General features: G+C 72.3%; 17 protein-coding genes, 1 tRNA gene and 4 pseudogenes. 12 read left to right on the top strand and 10 right to left on the bottom strand.

The annotated features are described in order from the left end of the window. The first annotated feature begins 64 nt into the window (after window positions 1-64). The 4 genes from MTP03_RS11290 to MTP03_RS11275 are packed head-to-tail and all read left to right on the top strand — an operon-like array spanning window position 65 to window position 2044. Window positions 65-301 (top strand): hypothetical protein, encoded by a 237-nt coding sequence (locus MTP03_RS11290; RefSeq protein WP_248492391.1) that lies wholly within the window; start codon window positions 65-67, stop codon window positions 299-301. Then, complete coding sequence (locus MTP03_RS11285) at window positions 229-978, top strand: TIGR04222 domain-containing membrane protein (protein ID WP_248492131.1); 750 nt, start codon at window positions 229-231, stop codon at window positions 976-978. The genes MTP03_RS11290 and MTP03_RS11285 overlap by 73 nt, the downstream gene beginning before the upstream one ends. Next, window positions 975-1856: a DUF692 domain-containing protein gene (locus MTP03_RS11280; protein ID WP_371820945.1), complete on the top strand. Its 882-nt coding sequence runs from the start codon at window positions 975-977 to the stop codon at window positions 1854-1856. Before MTP03_RS11285 ends, MTP03_RS11280 begins: the two co-directional genes overlap by 4 nt. Further along, window positions 1853-2044 carry a hypothetical protein gene (locus MTP03_RS11275; RefSeq protein ID WP_248491978.1) on the top strand — a complete coding sequence of 64 codons (192 nt, stop codon included), beginning with the start codon at window positions 1853-1855 and terminating at the stop codon, window positions 2042-2044. Before MTP03_RS11280 ends, MTP03_RS11275 begins: the two co-directional genes overlap by 4 nt. On the opposite strand, the gene MTP03_RS11270 is transcribed toward MTP03_RS11275, so the two are convergent. The 4 genes from MTP03_RS11270 to dapA all read right to left on the bottom strand — a co-directional run bounded on the left by MTP03_RS11270 (window position 2003) and on the right by dapA (window position 5010). Then, a complete protein-coding gene (locus MTP03_RS11270) occupies window positions 2003-2788 on the bottom strand; it encodes an SCO1664 family protein (protein ID WP_248491976.1) in 786 nt (261 codons plus the stop codon). The two genes, MTP03_RS11275 and MTP03_RS11270, sit on opposite strands and share 42 nt — an antisense overlap. Continuing rightward, window positions 2788-3372 carry a DUF3090 domain-containing protein gene (locus MTP03_RS11265; RefSeq protein WP_248491975.1) on the bottom strand — a complete coding sequence of 195 codons (585 nt, stop codon included), beginning with the start codon at window positions 3370-3372 and terminating at the stop codon, window positions 2788-2790. Before MTP03_RS11265 ends, MTP03_RS11270 begins: the two co-directional genes overlap by 1 nt. Beyond that, window positions 3369-4028 carry a histidine phosphatase family protein gene (locus tag MTP03_RS11260; RefSeq protein WP_248491974.1) on the bottom strand — a complete coding sequence of 220 codons (660 nt, stop codon included), beginning with the start codon at window positions 4026-4028 and terminating at the stop codon, window positions 3369-3371. Before MTP03_RS11260 ends, MTP03_RS11265 begins: the two co-directional genes overlap by 4 nt. 97 nt (window positions 4029-4125) lie before the next feature. Continuing rightward, window positions 4126-5010: a 4-hydroxy-tetrahydrodipicolinate synthase gene (gene dapA / locus MTP03_RS11255; RefSeq protein ID WP_248491973.1), complete on the bottom strand. Its 885-nt coding sequence runs from the start codon at window positions 5008-5010 to the stop codon at window positions 4126-4128. A gap of 70 nt (window positions 5011-5080) precedes the next feature. On the opposite strand from dapA, the gene MTP03_RS11250 reads away from it, so the two are divergent. Beyond that, window positions 5081-5944 carry a LysR family transcriptional regulator gene (locus tag MTP03_RS11250; protein WP_248491972.1) on the top strand — a complete coding sequence of 288 codons (864 nt, stop codon included), beginning with the start codon at window positions 5081-5083 and terminating at the stop codon, window positions 5942-5944. On the opposite strand, the pseudogene MTP03_RS11245 reads toward MTP03_RS11250, so the two are convergent. Continuing rightward, window positions 5931-6760, bottom strand: a pseudogene (locus MTP03_RS11245) (undecaprenyl-diphosphate phosphatase). The gene MTP03_RS11250 and the pseudogene MTP03_RS11245 overlap by 14 nt on opposite strands. A gap of 62 nt (window positions 6761-6822) precedes the next feature. Between MTP03_RS11245 and MTP03_RS11240 the strand changes: the two are divergent. The 3 genes and pseudogenes from MTP03_RS11240 to MTP03_RS11230 all read left to right on the top strand — a co-directional run bounded on the left by MTP03_RS11240 (window position 6823) and on the right by MTP03_RS11230 (window position 9169). Continuing rightward, complete coding sequence (locus MTP03_RS11240) at window positions 6823-7833, top strand: hypothetical protein (RefSeq protein WP_248491970.1); 1011 nt, start codon at window positions 6823-6825, stop codon at window positions 7831-7833. Window positions 7834-7841: 8 nt separating this feature from the next. Continuing rightward, window positions 7842-8096: a DUF5703 family protein gene (locus MTP03_RS11235; RefSeq protein ID WP_248491969.1), complete on the top strand. Its 255-nt coding sequence runs from the start codon at window positions 7842-7844 to the stop codon at window positions 8094-8096. Beyond that, window positions 8097-9169, top strand: a pseudogene (locus MTP03_RS11230) (quinone-dependent dihydroorotate dehydrogenase). It abuts the gene before it with no gap. Here MTP03_RS11230 and MTP03_RS11225 read toward each other — a convergent pair. After that, window positions 9166-9702: a YbhB/YbcL family Raf kinase inhibitor-like protein gene (locus tag MTP03_RS11225; protein ID WP_248491967.1), complete on the bottom strand. Its 537-nt coding sequence runs from the start codon at window positions 9700-9702 to the stop codon at window positions 9166-9168. The pseudogene MTP03_RS11230 and the gene MTP03_RS11225 sit on opposite strands and share 4 nt — an antisense overlap. Before the next feature lie 26 nt (window positions 9703-9728). Beyond that, a pseudogene (locus tag MTP03_RS11220) lies at window positions 9729-11068 on the bottom strand (M20/M25/M40 family metallo-hydrolase). A gap of 103 nt (window positions 11069-11171) precedes the next feature. Between MTP03_RS11220 and MTP03_RS11215 the strand changes: the two are divergent. Further along, window positions 11172-11257 (top strand) — tRNA-Leu (locus MTP03_RS11215). 39 nt (window positions 11258-11296) lie between these two features. On the opposite strand, the gene MTP03_RS11210 is transcribed toward MTP03_RS11215, so the two are convergent. Next, window positions 11297-11551 carry a hypothetical protein gene (locus MTP03_RS11210; protein ID WP_248491966.1) on the bottom strand — a complete coding sequence of 85 codons (255 nt, stop codon included), beginning with the start codon at window positions 11549-11551 and terminating at the stop codon, window positions 11297-11299. Between the two features lie 236 nt (window positions 11552-11787). Here MTP03_RS11210 and MTP03_RS11205 point away from each other — a divergent pair, with 236 nt between their 5' ends. After that, complete coding sequence (locus tag MTP03_RS11205) at window positions 11788-12675, top strand: DUF4185 domain-containing protein (RefSeq protein WP_248491965.1); 888 nt, start codon at window positions 11788-11790, stop codon at window positions 12673-12675. A 3-nt stretch (window positions 12676-12678) separates the two neighbouring features. Here MTP03_RS11205 and MTP03_RS11200 read toward each other — a convergent pair whose 3' ends face one another. Then, window positions 12679-12882: a hypothetical protein gene (locus MTP03_RS11200; protein ID WP_248491964.1), complete on the bottom strand. Its 204-nt coding sequence runs from the start codon at window positions 12880-12882 to the stop codon at window positions 12679-12681. Beyond that, window positions 12863-13291: a TetR/AcrR family transcriptional regulator gene (locus MTP03_RS11195; protein ID WP_248491963.1), complete on the bottom strand. Its 429-nt coding sequence runs from the start codon at window positions 13289-13291 to the stop codon at window positions 12863-12865. Before MTP03_RS11195 ends, MTP03_RS11200 begins: the two co-directional genes overlap by 20 nt. A 64-nt stretch (window positions 13292-13355) precedes the next feature. On the opposite strand from MTP03_RS11195, the gene MTP03_RS11190 reads away from it, so the two are divergent. Both MTP03_RS11190 and MTP03_RS11185 read left to right on the top strand, forming a co-directional pair. After that, window positions 13356-14516 (top strand): MFS transporter, encoded by a 1161-nt coding sequence (locus tag MTP03_RS11190; protein ID WP_248491957.1) that lies wholly within the window; start codon window positions 13356-13358, stop codon window positions 14514-14516. Window positions 14517-14539: 23 nt separating this feature from the next. Then, window positions 14540-15717 (top strand): annotated as a pseudogene (locus MTP03_RS11185) (NADH:flavin oxidoreductase). Window positions 15718-15719: the final 2 nt, after the last annotated feature.

The following is a 15719-nucleotide window of genomic DNA, read 5'->3' as shown; positions in this document are numbered from 1 at the left end:
GAGGGCCCCGTTCCCGCTACCCGAAATCCCGAACACACCGATCCGTCACCAGGAGGTGATCGTCATGCCCCTCGATCTCGCCCACACCGCCCTCGACATCCTGCTGCCCGCGGACAGCAGGTGGTTCATCTACCTGCTGCTCGCAGGAATCGCCCTCGCCCTGCTCTGGCGGATCGTGGCGGCGAGTCACCGCCCGGTGATCGCCGATCCCCGCTCGCGCCCACCGAACTGGCGTGCGTCCGCTCGCGGCAGGCGCCGGTGGTGGCGGCGCTCGCACGGCTCCGGGCGGACGACGTGGTGAGCTCCGTGCGCCAGATGAATCCCGCACGGCCGCTCGGGCCCGACGCCGACGCGTTCACCAGGGCGGTCCACGCGTACTGCGACGGCCTGTCGTCGTACACGGTCAACGAGATCACCGTCGCGCTCTCGGATGAGCTCGACGCCCTCGAGGAGCGGGTCGCCGCCCGCGGCTACCTGCGCACCGACACCGATCGCTGGCGGATGCGCCTCGGCGCCGCTCCCGTGACCGCGGCGGCGGTCGGCGGCGGGGTCACGGCGTTCGTGCAGCTCGTGGTGTTCGACCGGCACGAGATCCCGCTCGTCACATCGGTGCTCCTCCCGGCGATGCTGACGCTGATCGTGATCGCGCCGCACCTGTGGACCGTCGCCCGCGACACGCGTGCCGGCAAGCGGCTGATCAAGGCCGAGGCCAAGCGCCTCGACTACCTCGCCCCGTCGCGCAAGCCGGCCTGGGCCACGTACGGCGCGGCCGCGGTGGGGCTGTCGGTCGCCGTGTTCGGCACGGCGGCGCTCTGGCAACTCGACGGTGACTTCGCCGGCAACGTCGAGCTGGCCGGCAGCGCGGAGGCGTCCGGAGACGGCGGCTCGTGCGGTGGTGCCTCCTGCGGCGGCGACGGCGGCGGGGGCGGGTGCGGCGGCTGCGGGGGTTGTGGCGGCTGCGGCGGGTGCGGAGGATGAGCACCGTGGCACCGATCGGACGCGCCCCCGGAGCCGCCGCCCTCGGCCCCCTCGGCCTGGGCTGGCGTCGCGAGATCGCCGGCGTCATCGCCGACCTGACCCCGGGCTTCTGCGAGGTGATCGCCGAGTCGGTGCGGATCACGCGGGGGCGGGCGCAGCCCGACCCGCTGGTGGCGGGCCTCGTCGAGCGCGGGGCGCCGGTCGTCCCGCACGGCGTCGCCCTCTCGCTCGGCGGGGTCGATCCGCTCGAGCCGGACCGGGTGCATCGTCTGGCGGCCTGCGCCCGGGCACTGCGCTCCCCGCTGGTCAGCGAGCACATCGCGTTCGTCCGGGCGGGCGGTATCGAGGCGGGACACCTCCTGCCGGTCCCCAGGACCCGCGAGGCACTGGACGTCCTGGTGCGCAACATCAGCCGGATGCAGGACGCGCTGGAGGTGCCGTTGGCCGTGGAGAACATCGCGGCCTTCCTGCGCTGGCCCGAGGACGAGCTCACCGAGGCGCAGTTCCTCGCCGAGCTCCTCGACCGCACCGGCGCGCTGCTCGTACTGGACGTCGCGAACGTCTACGCGAACGCGCGCAACCGCGGCCTGGACCCGCAGGCCGAGCTGGCGCGGCTGCCCGTCGACCGGATCGCGTACAGCCACGTTGCGGGCGGCAGCGAGGGCGGCGGCCGGTATCACGACACGCACACCGACCCGGTCAACACCGGAGTGTTGGAACTGGTCACGGCGTTGCGCGAGCGGGCGGACGTCCCGTTCATGCTGGAACGCGACGGCCGGTACCCGCCGGCCGCGGAACTGTTCGACGAGCTGGACGCGATCGCCGCCGCCGCGGGCTGCGCCCCGATCACGTCCCGAGCGAGGGAGGTCTGGACATGAGCTTGCGCGAACGCCAGGAGGCCCTGGTGGGGGCCCTCGTCGCCGACGGTGCCGTCCCCGACGGCTTCGATCCCGACGAGGTCGCGGCCGCGGGCGCCGTGTGCCGGCACAAGCGCGACGCGCACGCCGGGCACGGCGTCAACCGATCAGAACGGCGGCCATGGGATCGGGTGACGCGCCGACGGTAGCGGCATCCGGCCGAGCTCGGTCAGGAGCCGGGCGCGGTCCACCAGCGCCGTGCGCTCGCGCACACTGATCAGGCCGGACAGATCGGGCGGGGCCGCGATGAGCCGCTCGACGGCGGCGAGCAGTTCGTCCGGCACGGCGCTGCCCGCCCAGCCCCACAGGACCGTCCGGAGCTTGTCGTCCGCGTGCAGGCAGATCCCGTGGTCCACGCCGTACACGCGGCCGTCCGGCCCGGTGAGGATGTGGCCGCCCTTGCGGTCGGCGTTGTTGATGAGCACGTCGAGCACGGCCATGCGGCGCAGCTGCGGGTCGTCGGCGTGGGCGAGCGCCACTTCGGCGATCCCGTCGGGGGCGTCGGTGTCCTCGACGTAGCCGGTGAACACCTGCCGGTACCCGGCGGGGACCGCGCCCAGCGGGAACAGGTCGACGAGGTCGGGCGCACCGTCGGGCCCGTCGGCTCCCGCCTCCGGCTCCGCGACCCAGCGTTGCACCATGCCGGGCCCGAGCGGGCCGTCGCGCAGGACGGTCTCGGGGATCAGGCCCCAGCCGAGCGCCTGCGACACCCGGTACGAGGCCACCTCCCGTCCCGCGAGGGTGCCGTCGGGGAAGTCCCACAGCGGCACCTCGCCGCGCACGGGCTTGTAGACGGCGCGCTCCCCCGTCTCCCCGAGTTCGCACAGCAGTGTGGCGTTCGACGCGCTCGCGATCCGCCCGAGGATCGTCAGTTCGGCGGTCTCGAGGTCCACTACTCCTCCGGCTCGGACCCGAACGCCGCGCCGCGGCGGTAGCCGTTGAGGCGCACGCACATGTGGCCGTCGGTGTCGAGCGGCTCTCCGCACAGCGGGCAGGCCGGGCGACCGGCGCCGAGCACGCGCTCGGACCGGTTGGCGAACTCGCGGGCAGCGACCGGAGTGAGAAAGACGCGGACCGCGTCGGGCCCCTCCTCGGCGTCGTCGGCGAGCACCACCGACTCGTCGAGCTCCTGGTCGGTGATCGCGAGCAGCTCGATCACCACCGAACTGGCCTCCGAGTCCCAACCGAGGCCCATCGTCCCGACACGGAACTCGGCATCGACGGGCATGACCAGCGGCTGCAGGTCGCTCACCGGGGCGTCCGCGGACGGAACGTCCGCGCCGAAACGGCGCGCCACCTCGTCGAGGAGCGCGCCGATGCGCTCGGCCAGGACCTGGACCTGTTGCTTCTCGAGCAGCACGGAGACGATGCGCGACTCGTGGACCGCCTGCAGGTAGAACGCGCGGTCGCCGGGCTGCCCGACGGTGCCCACGACGAACCGGTCGGGCGTGCGGAAAACGTGGACGGAGCGGCTCATGCCTCGCCTCCCACCGTGGCCTCCTTGGCTGGACGTTTCGGCAGCGTGACGCTACCGGACGAGTTGACGCACTGCACGAGCGGGCGCGCGGGACCGTAACTGATCACCGAGACCGACGCGGGCGCGACGAAGATCCGCTGGAACTGGTCGAGGTGGGTACCCAGCGCATCGGCGACCACGGCCTTGATCACGTCACCGTGGCTGCAGGCGATCCACGCCGCCGCCGGCCCGAATTCGTCGGTGATCCGGCGGTCGTGCTCGCGGATCGCCATGACCGCCCGGGCCTGCACCTCGGCGAGCGATTCCCCCTCGGGGAACCGCGCGGCGGACGGTTGCTCCTGGACCACTTTCCACAGGGGTTCCTCCAGGAGGTCGTTGATCGCCCGGCCGGTCCACGCGCCGTAGTCGACCTCCGCGAGCCGGTCGTCGACCAGCGGTGACACGTCGTGCGCAGCCGCGAGCGGGGCGAGGGTCTGTTCGCATCGCAGCAGTGGGGAGCGGACGGCGGCCACCACGTCGAGGTCGGCGAGGCGGCCGACCAGATCAGCCGCCTGGGCGCGGCCCGTCTCGTCGAGCGCCACGCCCTCGGCCCGGCCCGCCAGCACCCCGGAGGTGTTCGCGGTCGAGCGGCCGTGGCGGAGCAGGATCACGGTCATGGTCCCGAGTCTATGCGCGCGGCCGCCCGGCCCGGTCCGCTGATCGCTCACAGCGGAACCGCCGGGGTCACGGCCGGCACCCTCGACGGTGCCGTCGTCACAGGGCGACGATGGACCGAACCAGGGTGGAGGCCGCGGCGACGGTACCGTCGGACGCGGGGAGCAACGGCAGCCGTACAGCGGGCGTCGCGATCCGTCCCTGGGCGGCGAGGACTCCCTTGATCACCGTCGGGTTGGGCTCGGCGAACAGTGCCGCGGCGAGCTCCGCGAGCGCGCCGCCGATCACCCGGGCCTCCGCGATCCGGCCCTCGCGCCACGCCGCAACGAGAGCCGCGAACTCCCCCGCCGCCACGTTCGCACACGCCGAGATCGCACCGTGGCCGCCGAGCGCCAGCATCGCACCGACGAACGGATCGTCGCCCGCCAGTACGGAGACCCCGTCGGGGACCTGCGCGAGGAGGCGCACCGTCGTCTCCGTGACGCCGCCCGCGGCGTGCTTGAACCCGGCCACTCCGTCGAGTGCGGCGAGGGCCAGCAGGGTGTCCACCGAGAGGGTGCGCCCGGTGCGCTGCGGCACGTCGTAGACGATGACGGGCACCGGGCTCGCCGCCGCGGCGCGCCGGTAGTGCTCGATCACCCCCGCCTCCGACGGCCGGGTGTAGTACGGCACCACGACCAGGGCGAAGTGGGCGCGCGGATCCGTCGCCTCCAGGGCGCCGACGGTGCCGTCGGTCGCGTTGGACCCCGTGCCGACCGTGAACACGGCACGGTGTTCGGCGCACACGCCGCCGATCAGGTCGACGACCATGGCCCGCTCGCCGGGCGTCAGGGTCGCGGGCTCGCCGGTGGTTCCGAGCGCGATGAGGCCGTCGGCACCGTCGGACAGGGTGTCGTGCGCGAGGCGCTCGAGCGAGGCGAGGTCGACAGTGCCGTCAACGGCGAAGGGCGTGACGAGCGGGACGTGGAGGCCGGAGAGCTGCATGGATCAAGGATCGCGCCGCCCGGGCATAAGCACCAGCGCGAGATCACGTGGTCGAGCGTAAGCTGAACCGATGCTCGACGTGCACCGCTTGCGCCTGCTCCGCGAACTGTCGCAGCGCGGCACGATCGCTGCCGTGGCGCAGGCGCTGGACTACACGCCGTCGGCCGTCTCCCAACAGCTCGCGACACTGGAACGCGAGGCGGGAAGGCCGCTGCTGGAACGCACCGGACGCAGTGTCCGCCTCACTGAGGCCGGCCGGATCCTGGTCGGCCACGCCGACGCGGTGCTCGAACGCCTCGAGACCGCCCGCGCCGAACTCGACGCCCTCGGCACGGAGGTCAGCGGCGAACTGCGGATCGGGGCGTTCGGCTCGGCCATGCGCACCGTCGTCACCCCGGCCCTGGTGCGGCTGTCGGCCGCGCATCCTCGGCTGCGCGTCCGCGTGACCGAGATCGACCCCGCGACGGCGCCCGAGGAACTGCGCAGCCGCCGGCTCGACGTGGCACTGCTGCAGCGCTACGACTGCCTGCCCGCGCGCGACGATCCGTCGCTCGGCACCGAGCCGCTGTTCGACGAGGCCGTCTACCTCGCGACCCGCCGCGACCGCCGGCGGGCGCTGCGCGACTGCCGGGATGAGCGCTGGGTCTCCGGGACGGTCGGCACCATGTGCGACGACGCGACCGTGCGGACCTGTGAGAACGCGGGCTTCACGCCCACGATCCGGCACCGGACCGACGATTTCGCGGCGGTACTGGCCCTGGTCGAGGCCGGGCAGGGCGTGGCAGTGGTGCCCGAGCTCGCGGCTGTCGGCGTGCCGGATCACGTGGCCCTCACCCCGCTCGAGGTGGTGCGCCACACCTCCCTGGCGTACCGGCGCGGCGCCGACCGCGACCCGCTCGTCGGGGCCGCGCGGGACGCCCTCACGTCGCGCTGATGACCCCGCCCCACAGCAGGCCCAGGACGACGAAGCCGAGCACGATCCGGTAGCCCGCGAACCAGTTCAACGAGTGCTTGCCGACGAAGTCCAGCAGCCACGCGACCGCGGCGTAGCCCACGACGAAGGCGATCAGCGTGGCGACGAGCAGCTGCGGCCCGCTCGCGTGCAGGCCGGGCCCGCCCGTCTGGAACGCGTCGGGCAGGCTGAACAGGCCCGATGCGGTGACCGCGGGAATCGCGAGCAGGAACGACAGCTCGACCGCCGCGCGCCGCTCGAGGCCGAGGAACAGGCCCGCGCTGGACGTGGCACCGGACCGCGACACCCCGGGGACCAGGGCCAGGCACTGAGCGAGGCCCATCACCACGGCGTCCCGCGCCGTCATCTTCTCGATCGAACGGACCTTCCGGCCGTACCGCTCGGCGGCGACGATCACGAGCGAGAAGACGATGAGCATCGACGCGACGAGCCAGAGGTTGCGGGCGCCGGTGCGGATCTGATCCTTGAACACGTAGCCGATGACGCCGATCGGGACGGTGCCGATGATCACGTACCAGCCCATCCGGTAGTCGAGCCCCGCTTCTCGGGGCGCGCCAGGCCGACGAACCACGCCTTGGCGATCCGGTAGATCTTTGTCGCGAAGTACAGCAGGACCGCCGCTTCGGTACCCAGCTGCGTGACCGCGGTGAACGACGCCCCCGCGTCGTCGCCGAACCAGAGCTCCGAGACGATCCGCAGGTGCCCGGAGGACGAGACGGGGAGGAACTCCGTCAACCCCTGCACCAACCCCAGCACGATCGCCTGCAACCACGTCATGTCCACCCGGGCAGGCTACCGGCCGGAGCCGGGAACCGTCGGACCGGTAACTTCGAGGCATCATGACCCGCACATTCACCTCCCGGATCGCCGCCGTCGCCCTCGCAGCCACTCTCGCGCTGGCCGGGTGCTCGTCCACCCCGGCACGGGAGGACCGGCCCACGATCACCCCTGCGCAGCCCGCCGTGGCCCCCGAGCCGGCGGTACCGCCCGCCGGGCAGGTGACACCCGCCGGTGCGGGCCAAGGCCTCGCCTTCGATGCGAAGAACCGTCGCCTCGCCGCAGTGACCGACGGTGCCGTCGTGGTCTTCTCCGTCGACGGAGGACTGAAGGAGATCGCGCGGGTCCGCACCGAGGGGCACGCGAATCAAGTCGCCGCGTACGGCGCGGGCGGCGGATTCCTCGTCGCGACGAACAACGCGGTCCTCGTGGTCGGCGACGATCCGGCGGCCGAGCCGCGTCGCATCGAGGTCGACGGCGACGTCCTGTCTGTCGCGGCGTACACCGGGTCGGGGCCGGACGTCCTCGCGGGTCTGGCGGACGGACGGATCCTGGGACTGCACACCTCGCCCCCGCCGAACCCGGACACCATCACCGGCCCCGTCGAGGCCAGCACCCTGCTGGTGCACGACGGCGCTGTCGCCGTCGTCGACCGGCTGCAGGCCTCCATCACGGAAGTCGACGTGGCCGGGGGCAAGGCCGGCAAGGGCCTGCGGGTGGGACGCGGTGTCACGAACGCCACGATCGACCCGTACGGCCGCATCTTCGCCGTCGACACGGGCAGGAACCAGGTGATCGGATACACGATCACACCGTTCATGGAACGCTTCCTCTACCCGGTGCCGGACTCGCCGTGGGCCGTGACCTACGACGAGACGGCCAAGCTGATGTGGGTCACCAAGACGGCGACCAACCAGGTGGTCGGGTACGCGCTGGGCTCCGGCATGCCCGAGCAGCGCAAGCAGTTCCCGACGGTGCGCCAGCCCAACGCCGTTGCCGTCGACGCGCAGACGGGCACGGTGTACGTGCAGTCGGCCACGGGCGGCGGCATCCAGGCGATTCCGGCGACGTAGGAGGCCCGATGACGGCGAGCGCCACCCCGCGGGACACCGATCCGGGCTTCTCGAACGAGGAGTACGATTTCCTGCCGCTGCGGTTGCCGCGGGAGGTCTCGCGGGTGACGGCGGCGATGCGCCTGGCCATCGAGGCCGAGTTCGGCGGATGGGAGCTCAGCCGCGTGCGGTTGTACACCGACGGTTCGCGCCGGGTCCTGCTCCGCCGCAAGCGCACGAAAACGTCCGGGCTCCTGCCGCCGGACGCCACGAAGGGGTTGTAGATGTACGGGTTACTGCTGCGCGTGATGTTCCTGCTCTCACCGGAGCGGATCCATCACCTCGTGTTCGGCCTGATCCGCGGGACCACCGCGGTACCTCCCGTCCGGGCCGTGATCCGACGGTGCCTCGCCGGCCGGGACCCGATCCTGGAGCAGGAGGTGTTCGGGGTGCGCTTCCCCGCGCCGGTCGGGCTCGCGGCCGGGTTCGACAAGAACGCGCGCGCCGTCAACGGCTGGGGCGCCCTCGGCTTCGGCTTCGCGGAGATCGGCACCGTCACCGCCCACCCGCAGCCCGGCAACCCGACGCCCCGCCTGTTCCGTCTCCCGGCCGACAAGGCCCTTGTCAACCGGATGGGCTTCAACAACTACGGCTCCGGCGCCGCGGCGAACGAGCTGCGCAAGCGCGAGCCGGGCGCCGCAGCCGTCCCGATCGGCGCCAACATCGGCAAGACGAAGGTGACGCCGCTCGAGGGTGCGGCCGACGACTATCGGATCAGCGCGATGTTGCTGGGGCCTCTGGCCGATTTCATCGTGGTCAACGTCTCCTCGCCGAACACGCCGGGCCTGCGGGATCTGCAGGCCACGGAGTCGCTGCGGCCGGTGCTGCAGGCGGTGCTCGACACCGTCACGGTGCCGGTGCTGGTGAAGATCGCCCCCGATCTCGCGGACGAGGACGTGGACGCGGTCGCGGACCTGGCCGTGGAGCTGGGCCTCGCGGGCATCGTGGCCACCAACACGACCATCAGCCGCGCGGGCCTGCACTCCCCGGCGCCGAGGTCGAAGCGATCGGCTCGGGCGGGCTCTCGGGCAACCCGCTCAAGGCACGGTCGCTGGAGGTGCTCCGTCGTCTCGCGGCGCGGGTCGGGGACGACCTCGTGCTGGTCTCAGTGGGCGGCATCGAGAGCGTCGACGACGTGTACGAGCGCATCCGCGCGGGCGCGTCGCTCGTGCAGGTGTACACGCAGTTCATCTACGGCGGGCCGCTGTGGACCCGCTCAGTGCACAAGCAACTCGCCGCGCGGCTGCGCGCAGACGGCTTCGGTTCGATCACCGAAGCCGTCGGCGTCGACCGCTAGACCTGGGCGTACGTCGCGGTGATCGAGCCGCGCGCGATGGCGGCGCCGAACAGGTTGAACCCCAGGTAGGCGGGCGTCGCCGTGGCGGGAAGGTCCAGCTTCGCCACACCGAGGGCGTGGACGACGAAGATGTACCGGTGCGGCCCGTGGCCGGCCGGCGGTGCGGCGCCGATGAAGCGCGGGAGACTCGCGTCGTTGTTCAGGGTCAACGCGCCGTCCGGGAGCGAGCCGGGCGCACCGTCGCCCGCGCCCTCCGCGAGCGAGGTGACGGAGGCGGGGATGTTCGCAACGGCCCAGTGCCAGAACCCCGAAGCGGTGGGCGCGTCCGGGTCGTAGCAGGTCACCGCGTACGACTGGGTGCCCTCCGGCGCGCCGCTCCAGGACAGCTGGGGCGAGACGTCCTGGCCGCCCGCGCCCATGATCCCGCTGCGCTGCGAGACCGGGAGCTCGGCCCCGTCGACGATCGTGCTGGAAGTGACGGTCAGCTTCGGTAGCGCGGGCAGGCCCGCGTACGGGTCGAACGATGCGGTCATGTGGTCGTCCCTTTCTCTGTCTGTGGTCACGAATTCATCAGGAAGTGCTCGAACACGCGCGTCCCGAACTCGAGCGCGGCGACGGGCACCCGCTCGTCGACGCCGTGGAACAGCGCCGCGAAGTCGAGGTCCTCGGGCAGCTGCAGCGGGGCGAACCCGAAGCAGCGGATGCCGAGCTTGGCGAACGCCTTCGCGTCCGTCCCGCCCGAGAGCATGTACGGCACCGTCCGGCCGTCGGCGTCGAACGCCAGGATCGCCTCGTTCATGGCGTCCACGAGGTCGCCGTCGAACTGGGTCTCGTACGGGTCGAGCTTGGTGATCCATTCGCGTTCGATGTCAGGGCCGAGGATCTCGTCGAGCTCTCGCTCGAACGCGGCCTGCCGGCCGGGCAGCACGCGGCAGTCCACGACGGCCTCCGCCGTCTGCGGGATCACGTTGGCCTTGTAGCCGGCGCGCAGCATCGTCGGGTTCGCGGTGTCCCGGAGCGTCGCGCCGACGATGCGGGCCAGACCGCCGATCTTGGCGAGCCGGCCCTCCAAGTCCGGGCTGTCGACGTCGATGTCGATCGTCGACTCGCGGTCCAGCACGCGCAGGAACTGGACCACCGTGTCGGTGAGGACCAGGGGGAACTTGTGCCGACCCAGCCGTGCGACCGCCTCCGCGAGCACCGTGACAGCGTTGTCCTCGTGGACGAACGAGCCGTGACCCGCGCGCGCCTTGGCCGTCAGCCGCATCCAGCACATGCTCTTCTCGGCGGACTCCACGAGGTACAGCCGCTTCTTGTCGCCCGACGGGGTGTCGACGGTGAGCGAGAAGCCGCCGACCTCGCCCACGGCCTCCGTGACGCCCGTGAACAGCTCCGGCCGGTGCTGCACCAACCAGTGCGATCCCCACGTGCCTCCGGCCTCCTCATCGGCCAGGAACGCGAACATGATGTCGCGGGGCGGGACGGTGCCGGTCGACTTCAACTGCCGCGCCAGCGCGAGCATGATGCCGCACATGTCCTTCATGTCGACCGCGCCGCGGCCCCACACGTAGCCGTCCTCGACGGCGCCGGAGAACGGGTGCACGCTCCAATCGGCGGGCTCCGCGGGCACCACGTCGAGGTGGCCGTGCACGAGCAGCGTGCCGCGCTTCGGCTCGGCGCCCTTGAGCGTGGCGAAGACGTTGCCGCGACCGGGCTGCCCGGACTCGACGTAGACCGTCTCGTAGCCGACCTCCTCGAGCTGCGCCCGACCCACCGGGCGCACTCGGCCTCGCCCCGGGTGGTCTCGGCCTCACCGGTGTTGGAGGTGTCGAATCGGATGAGGGCGCTCACGGTCTCGACGACCTCGTCGAGCGCGTTCACTGCAGTAGCCACACCCATATGAGTACCACGGCGGGGCAGCCGCATCGTCGCGTGCGCGGGTGTCTCGACGTGCCGATTTGGATTCGCGGGCGACCGTGGATTACTGTGAACGAGCTTCCCAGCGCGGGTGGCGGAATGGCAGACGCGCTAGCTTGAGGTGCTAGTGTCCTATTAACGGACGTGGGGGTTCAAGTCCCCCTCCGCGCACAGAAACGAGAACCCCGGCCCCGGCCGGGGTTCTCGCGTTCAGCGGGCTTCCCGCACCGGTTGCGGCGCCAGCTCGATGCGGTGCGACGGCTCCCACCGCACGTCGTCGTGCAGTGAGAGGAAGCTGTACATCGTGGCCTCCGACGCCCCGTCGCCCACCGGCCGCAGCCCACCCAGGTGCCCGGCCGCCACCAGACGCCCCGCCTCGTCGTAGATCCGCGCATCGCGATCGGTCACCGCGTCGTAATCCGCGTGGAAGGCCTCGTACAGCTCTCGCCCCGTGAACGTATCCATGCCTCCATGGTGCTCCCGTTCCGCACCGAGTGCGACCGAATCCGGGGCGTCCCGGACATTCGGAACAGTTCCCGCGAACGTGTCCGCGCCCCGCCGGAGCGGAGCGCGACGGCGCACCGTCTGGCACGCTGACGATGTGCCCCAGTCGATCGAGCCCGCCCGCCTCCGCAAGCTGCGCGACATCACGCCGGTCAGCCGGTTCGGTGTGGGCGGTACCGACCTCGATCCCGTGCCGCGTGGGCGACGAGGTGCTGTACGTCTTCGGCGACACCTTCGAGGGCCTCACGATCGGCGCCGGCGACTGGCGCTCCCCCGTCGGCCTGTTCGGCGACCGTGCCGGCGTGATGACCCGGCCGGCGGGCCCCGATCCGACACGCGCGCGGCAACTGCTCGATTACTCGCACGACACCGGCCGATTCACCACCATCCTGCCCACCACCTGCATCGAGGTCGACGGCACGCTCTACCTGCACACGATGACCATGCAGAGCCTCGACACCGTGGTGCAGACGGGCCTGTGGCGCAGTGACGACGGTGCCGCCACGTGGCAGGAGGTGGCGCAGTACAATGCCGGTCACGCCGACGGCGCCTGGTGCATGTGGGCGCTGTGTCCGGCCCCGGACGGCTACACCTACAACGTCTCCACCGGCGGCCTCACCCGCGACAAGGGGCTGCGGTTGCACCGCATGCGCACCGCTACCCTCGGCACCCTCCGCGACGGACTGAACGTCGAGTGGGAGCCCTGGGGCTGGCGGCCGGACACGGGGTGGGCGTGGGGCAACGCACCGACGGATCTGGCGTTGGGACAGGGCTACGGCGAGCTCAGCCTGTCGCTCGTCGAAGACACGTGGGTGCTGACCTACTTCGACGCCGCGGGGTACCGGATCGCCGCACGCTTCGCCGACCGGATCGACGGTGTCTGGTCGGACCCCGTCACGCTGCTGCAGGGCAGTTCCTGGCAGGACGAGGACCACGCGGCCGGGCGGGTGGCCCAGCTCTACGGCGGCTACCTGGTGCCCGGCTCGACGCTCGCGTCCGCCCGGCTGGTGGTCTCGCAGTGGAACACCGCGGTCGGCCACCCGTACAAGTCGATGATGTTCACCGGCGCGCTGCGTCGCCCGTGACTGTCACCCCTGTTCGGCCAGGCGCTCCTCGATGAACCGGACCGTCTGCTCGATCAGTGGTCGCAGCGCCTCCTGCACTTCGTCGTCGGAGAGCGGACGGCCGAGGATGACGGTGCCGAGCTGCGGGATCATGAACGGCGCGGCCTGGAGGCCGATCGCGACGTAGAGCGCGATCGCGGCGCGCAGGTCATCGGTGCCACCCGTCACCGCGCGCAGCCGCTCCACCTTGCGCCGGTAGAACTCGCGCCGGCCCTCGCTGAACGGGGGGACCTCCCTGATCGGCGTCGTAGTGCAGCGATTCCCACATGAGCAGGCGCACGAGCTCGGGGTCGCGGCGATGGTGGTCGTAGGCCGCCATGACGTGCTCGGTGAGGGTCTGCCCCTCGAGGAACGGGCTGTGCTCGACGTGCTCGGTGAGCGCCTTCGCCATGACGATCTCGAACAGCCCCTCCTTGCTCCCGAAGTAGCCGTAGATCCGCTCCTTGTTGACGCCGGCCTCGGCGGCGATCCTGGCGACGCGCGCACCGTCGAAACCGCGGCGGGTGAACTCGGTGCGGGCGGCGGCGATGAGCGCCTCACTGGTGGGCGTCGATTCGTATCCGGCGGCTTCGGTCACGCACGACAGACTACCGCCAACCGTTCGGTTGACGGTCCAACCGTTCGGTTGGTAGCGTCGCGGCATGACGACGACCCGCTCCGACACCGATCGTCCCGCCCTGGTCCGCACCGGTGCGCTCACCGCCCTCGGCGCTCTGCCGGTCGTCGGACAGCTCTACGTGGTGCTGCCACTGGGCGCTGCGATCGAGGCGCTGCCCGGCGCCGCCGGATCCACGACGACTCTCGCCAGCACCGTGTTCGCCGTGGCCTACGCGCTGGGCATCCTCACGCTCGGCCCTCTGGCCGACAGCCTGGGGGCCCGTCGCCTCATGGTCGCGAGCGCCGGCGCGACCGCGGTCGTCACGGCCCTCACCGCGTTCGCGCCGTCGGCGTCGTGGTTCCTCCTTGGCCGCGCCGCGCAGGGCCTCGCTGCCGCGGCGTTCACCCCGGCCACGCTCGCCTACATCGCCCGGACGGCACCGCCCTCGGCACGCGTGCCGCTCAACACGGCCGCGATCGGCGCGGGCCTCGCGTCCGCGGTCGTGAGCCAGGTAGCGGCGCAGCTCATCGCGCCGGTGGCCGGCATCGCCGGCGTCCTCCTGGCCTTCGCGGGCGCCGCGGCGGCCGTGGCCCTCGCCGTCCGGACACTGCTCCCGGGGGACGCGGTACCGCACGGCGAGCGACCGTCGCCCGCCGCCGTGCATCGCGCTATTCCCGGCCTGCTCGCCCGGCCCCGGCTGGTGCTGCTCTACTGCACCGGCCTCACGTTCCTCAGCGTTCTGGTGGCGCTGTACACCGCCCTCGGCGCCGACGACCGATGGTCGCCCAGCACCCTGTTGGTGCTGCGCGCGAGCTCGCTCCCGGCGGTGGTCGTCGCGGGCGTGCTCACGCTGCGCCTGGGTGGCGTGGCGGCCCGCACCCGAATCCTCTCCGCCGTCGCTCTCGCGGTGGCCGGGGCGGTGTTGTGCGCGGCGGGCGCGACGGTCGCCGTCGGTGCGGGCCTGTTCCTCCTCGTCGGTGCGGTCGCACTCGCCGCCCCGTCCGTCGTGGCGGAAGTGACCAGGCTCGGCGCACCGGCGATCGGCGCCGCGGCCTCGCTGTACACCGTGGCCATCTTCGGCGGCGCGAGCCTGGGCGCGCCGCTGGACGCGCTGCTGGGCGGCGGGCTGACCGTCGTCGCGCTCGGGGGCGCCGCGGTCCTCGCGTTCGGCGGCCTGACCGCCGCGATCGCCACCCGCACCTGACCAGAACATGTTCTAATCCGGGTATGGAGGACGCCTTCGCCCCCGCCCGCCTCGGCCCCGTCGACCTGCGCAACCGGATCGTCAAGGCCGCGACGTTCGAAGGGCGCACGCCCGACGCCCTCGTGACCGACGACCTGATCGACTTCCACACCGAGTTCGCCCGGGGCGGCGTCGGCATGACCACCGTGGCGTACTGCGCGGTCGCGCCGGAGGGCGCACGGAGCGCCGCCAACTGTGGATGCGACCCGAGGCGTTGCCCGGCCTGCGCCGCCTCACCGACGCCGTCCACGCCGAGGGCGCCGCGATCTCCGCCCAGCTCGGTCACGCGGGCCCCGTCGCGGACGGCGCCCAGCACCGGCGGCCGGTCACGCCCAGCCGGATGATCAGCCCGCTGGCGCTGCGGCCGACCCTCCGTCCGGACGCCGTGCACATCGGCACGCTGGTGCGGGCGCATGCCGACGCCGCCCTTCTCGCGGAGGACGCAGGCTTCGATGCGGTCGAGCTGCATTTCGGGCACAACTACCTGATCAGCGCCTTCCTCAGCCCGCTCCTCAATCGCCGGCGCGACGCGTACGGCGGCGCGCTCGCGGGCCGCGCGCGACTGGCCCGCGAGGTCGCCGAGGCGGTCTACGACGCGGTCGGCGGCAGGCTCGCCGTCACCGCCAAGCTCAACATGACCGACGGGGTTCCGGGCGGCCTCCGACCCGACGACGCCCTGCGCACCACCCGCTGGCTCGAGGCCGACGGGACACTCGACGCGCTCGAACTCACCGCGGGCAGCTCCCTGCTCAACCCGATGTACCTGTTCCACGGCACGCCGCCGCGGCGCGAGTTCGCCGCCGCCTTCCCCACCTCGGCACTGCGGGCCGGCCTCCGCGCGGCCGGGCCGATGTTCCTGCGCGAGTACCCCTATCGCCCCACGTACCTGCTCGGCCTGGCCCGACGGTTCCGGGCGGCGCTGACGATGCCGCTCATCCTGCTGGGCGGGGTCGCGGAACGCGACGCCGTCGACCGCGCCATGGCCGAGGGGTTCGACTTCGTCGCCGTCGGGCGCGGACTGCTCCGCACGCCCGATCTCGTCCACCGGATGCAACAGCGCCCCGATGAGGCCGATCGCTGCACCCACTGCAACCTCTGCATGCCCACGATCTACACGCGCACACGCTGCCCCGTGCGGGACGCCGAGGAAACCGCCGGGTGACG

It is taken from the genome of Tsukamurella sp. PLM1 (assembly GCF_023168325.1).
In the GTDB taxonomy this organism is placed as follows: Bacteria; Actinomycetota; Actinomycetes; order Mycobacteriales; family Mycobacteriaceae; genus Tsukamurella.
The sequence above is the reverse complement of the archived record's forward strand: the minus strand, read 5'-3'. Positions and strand labels throughout refer to the sequence as shown.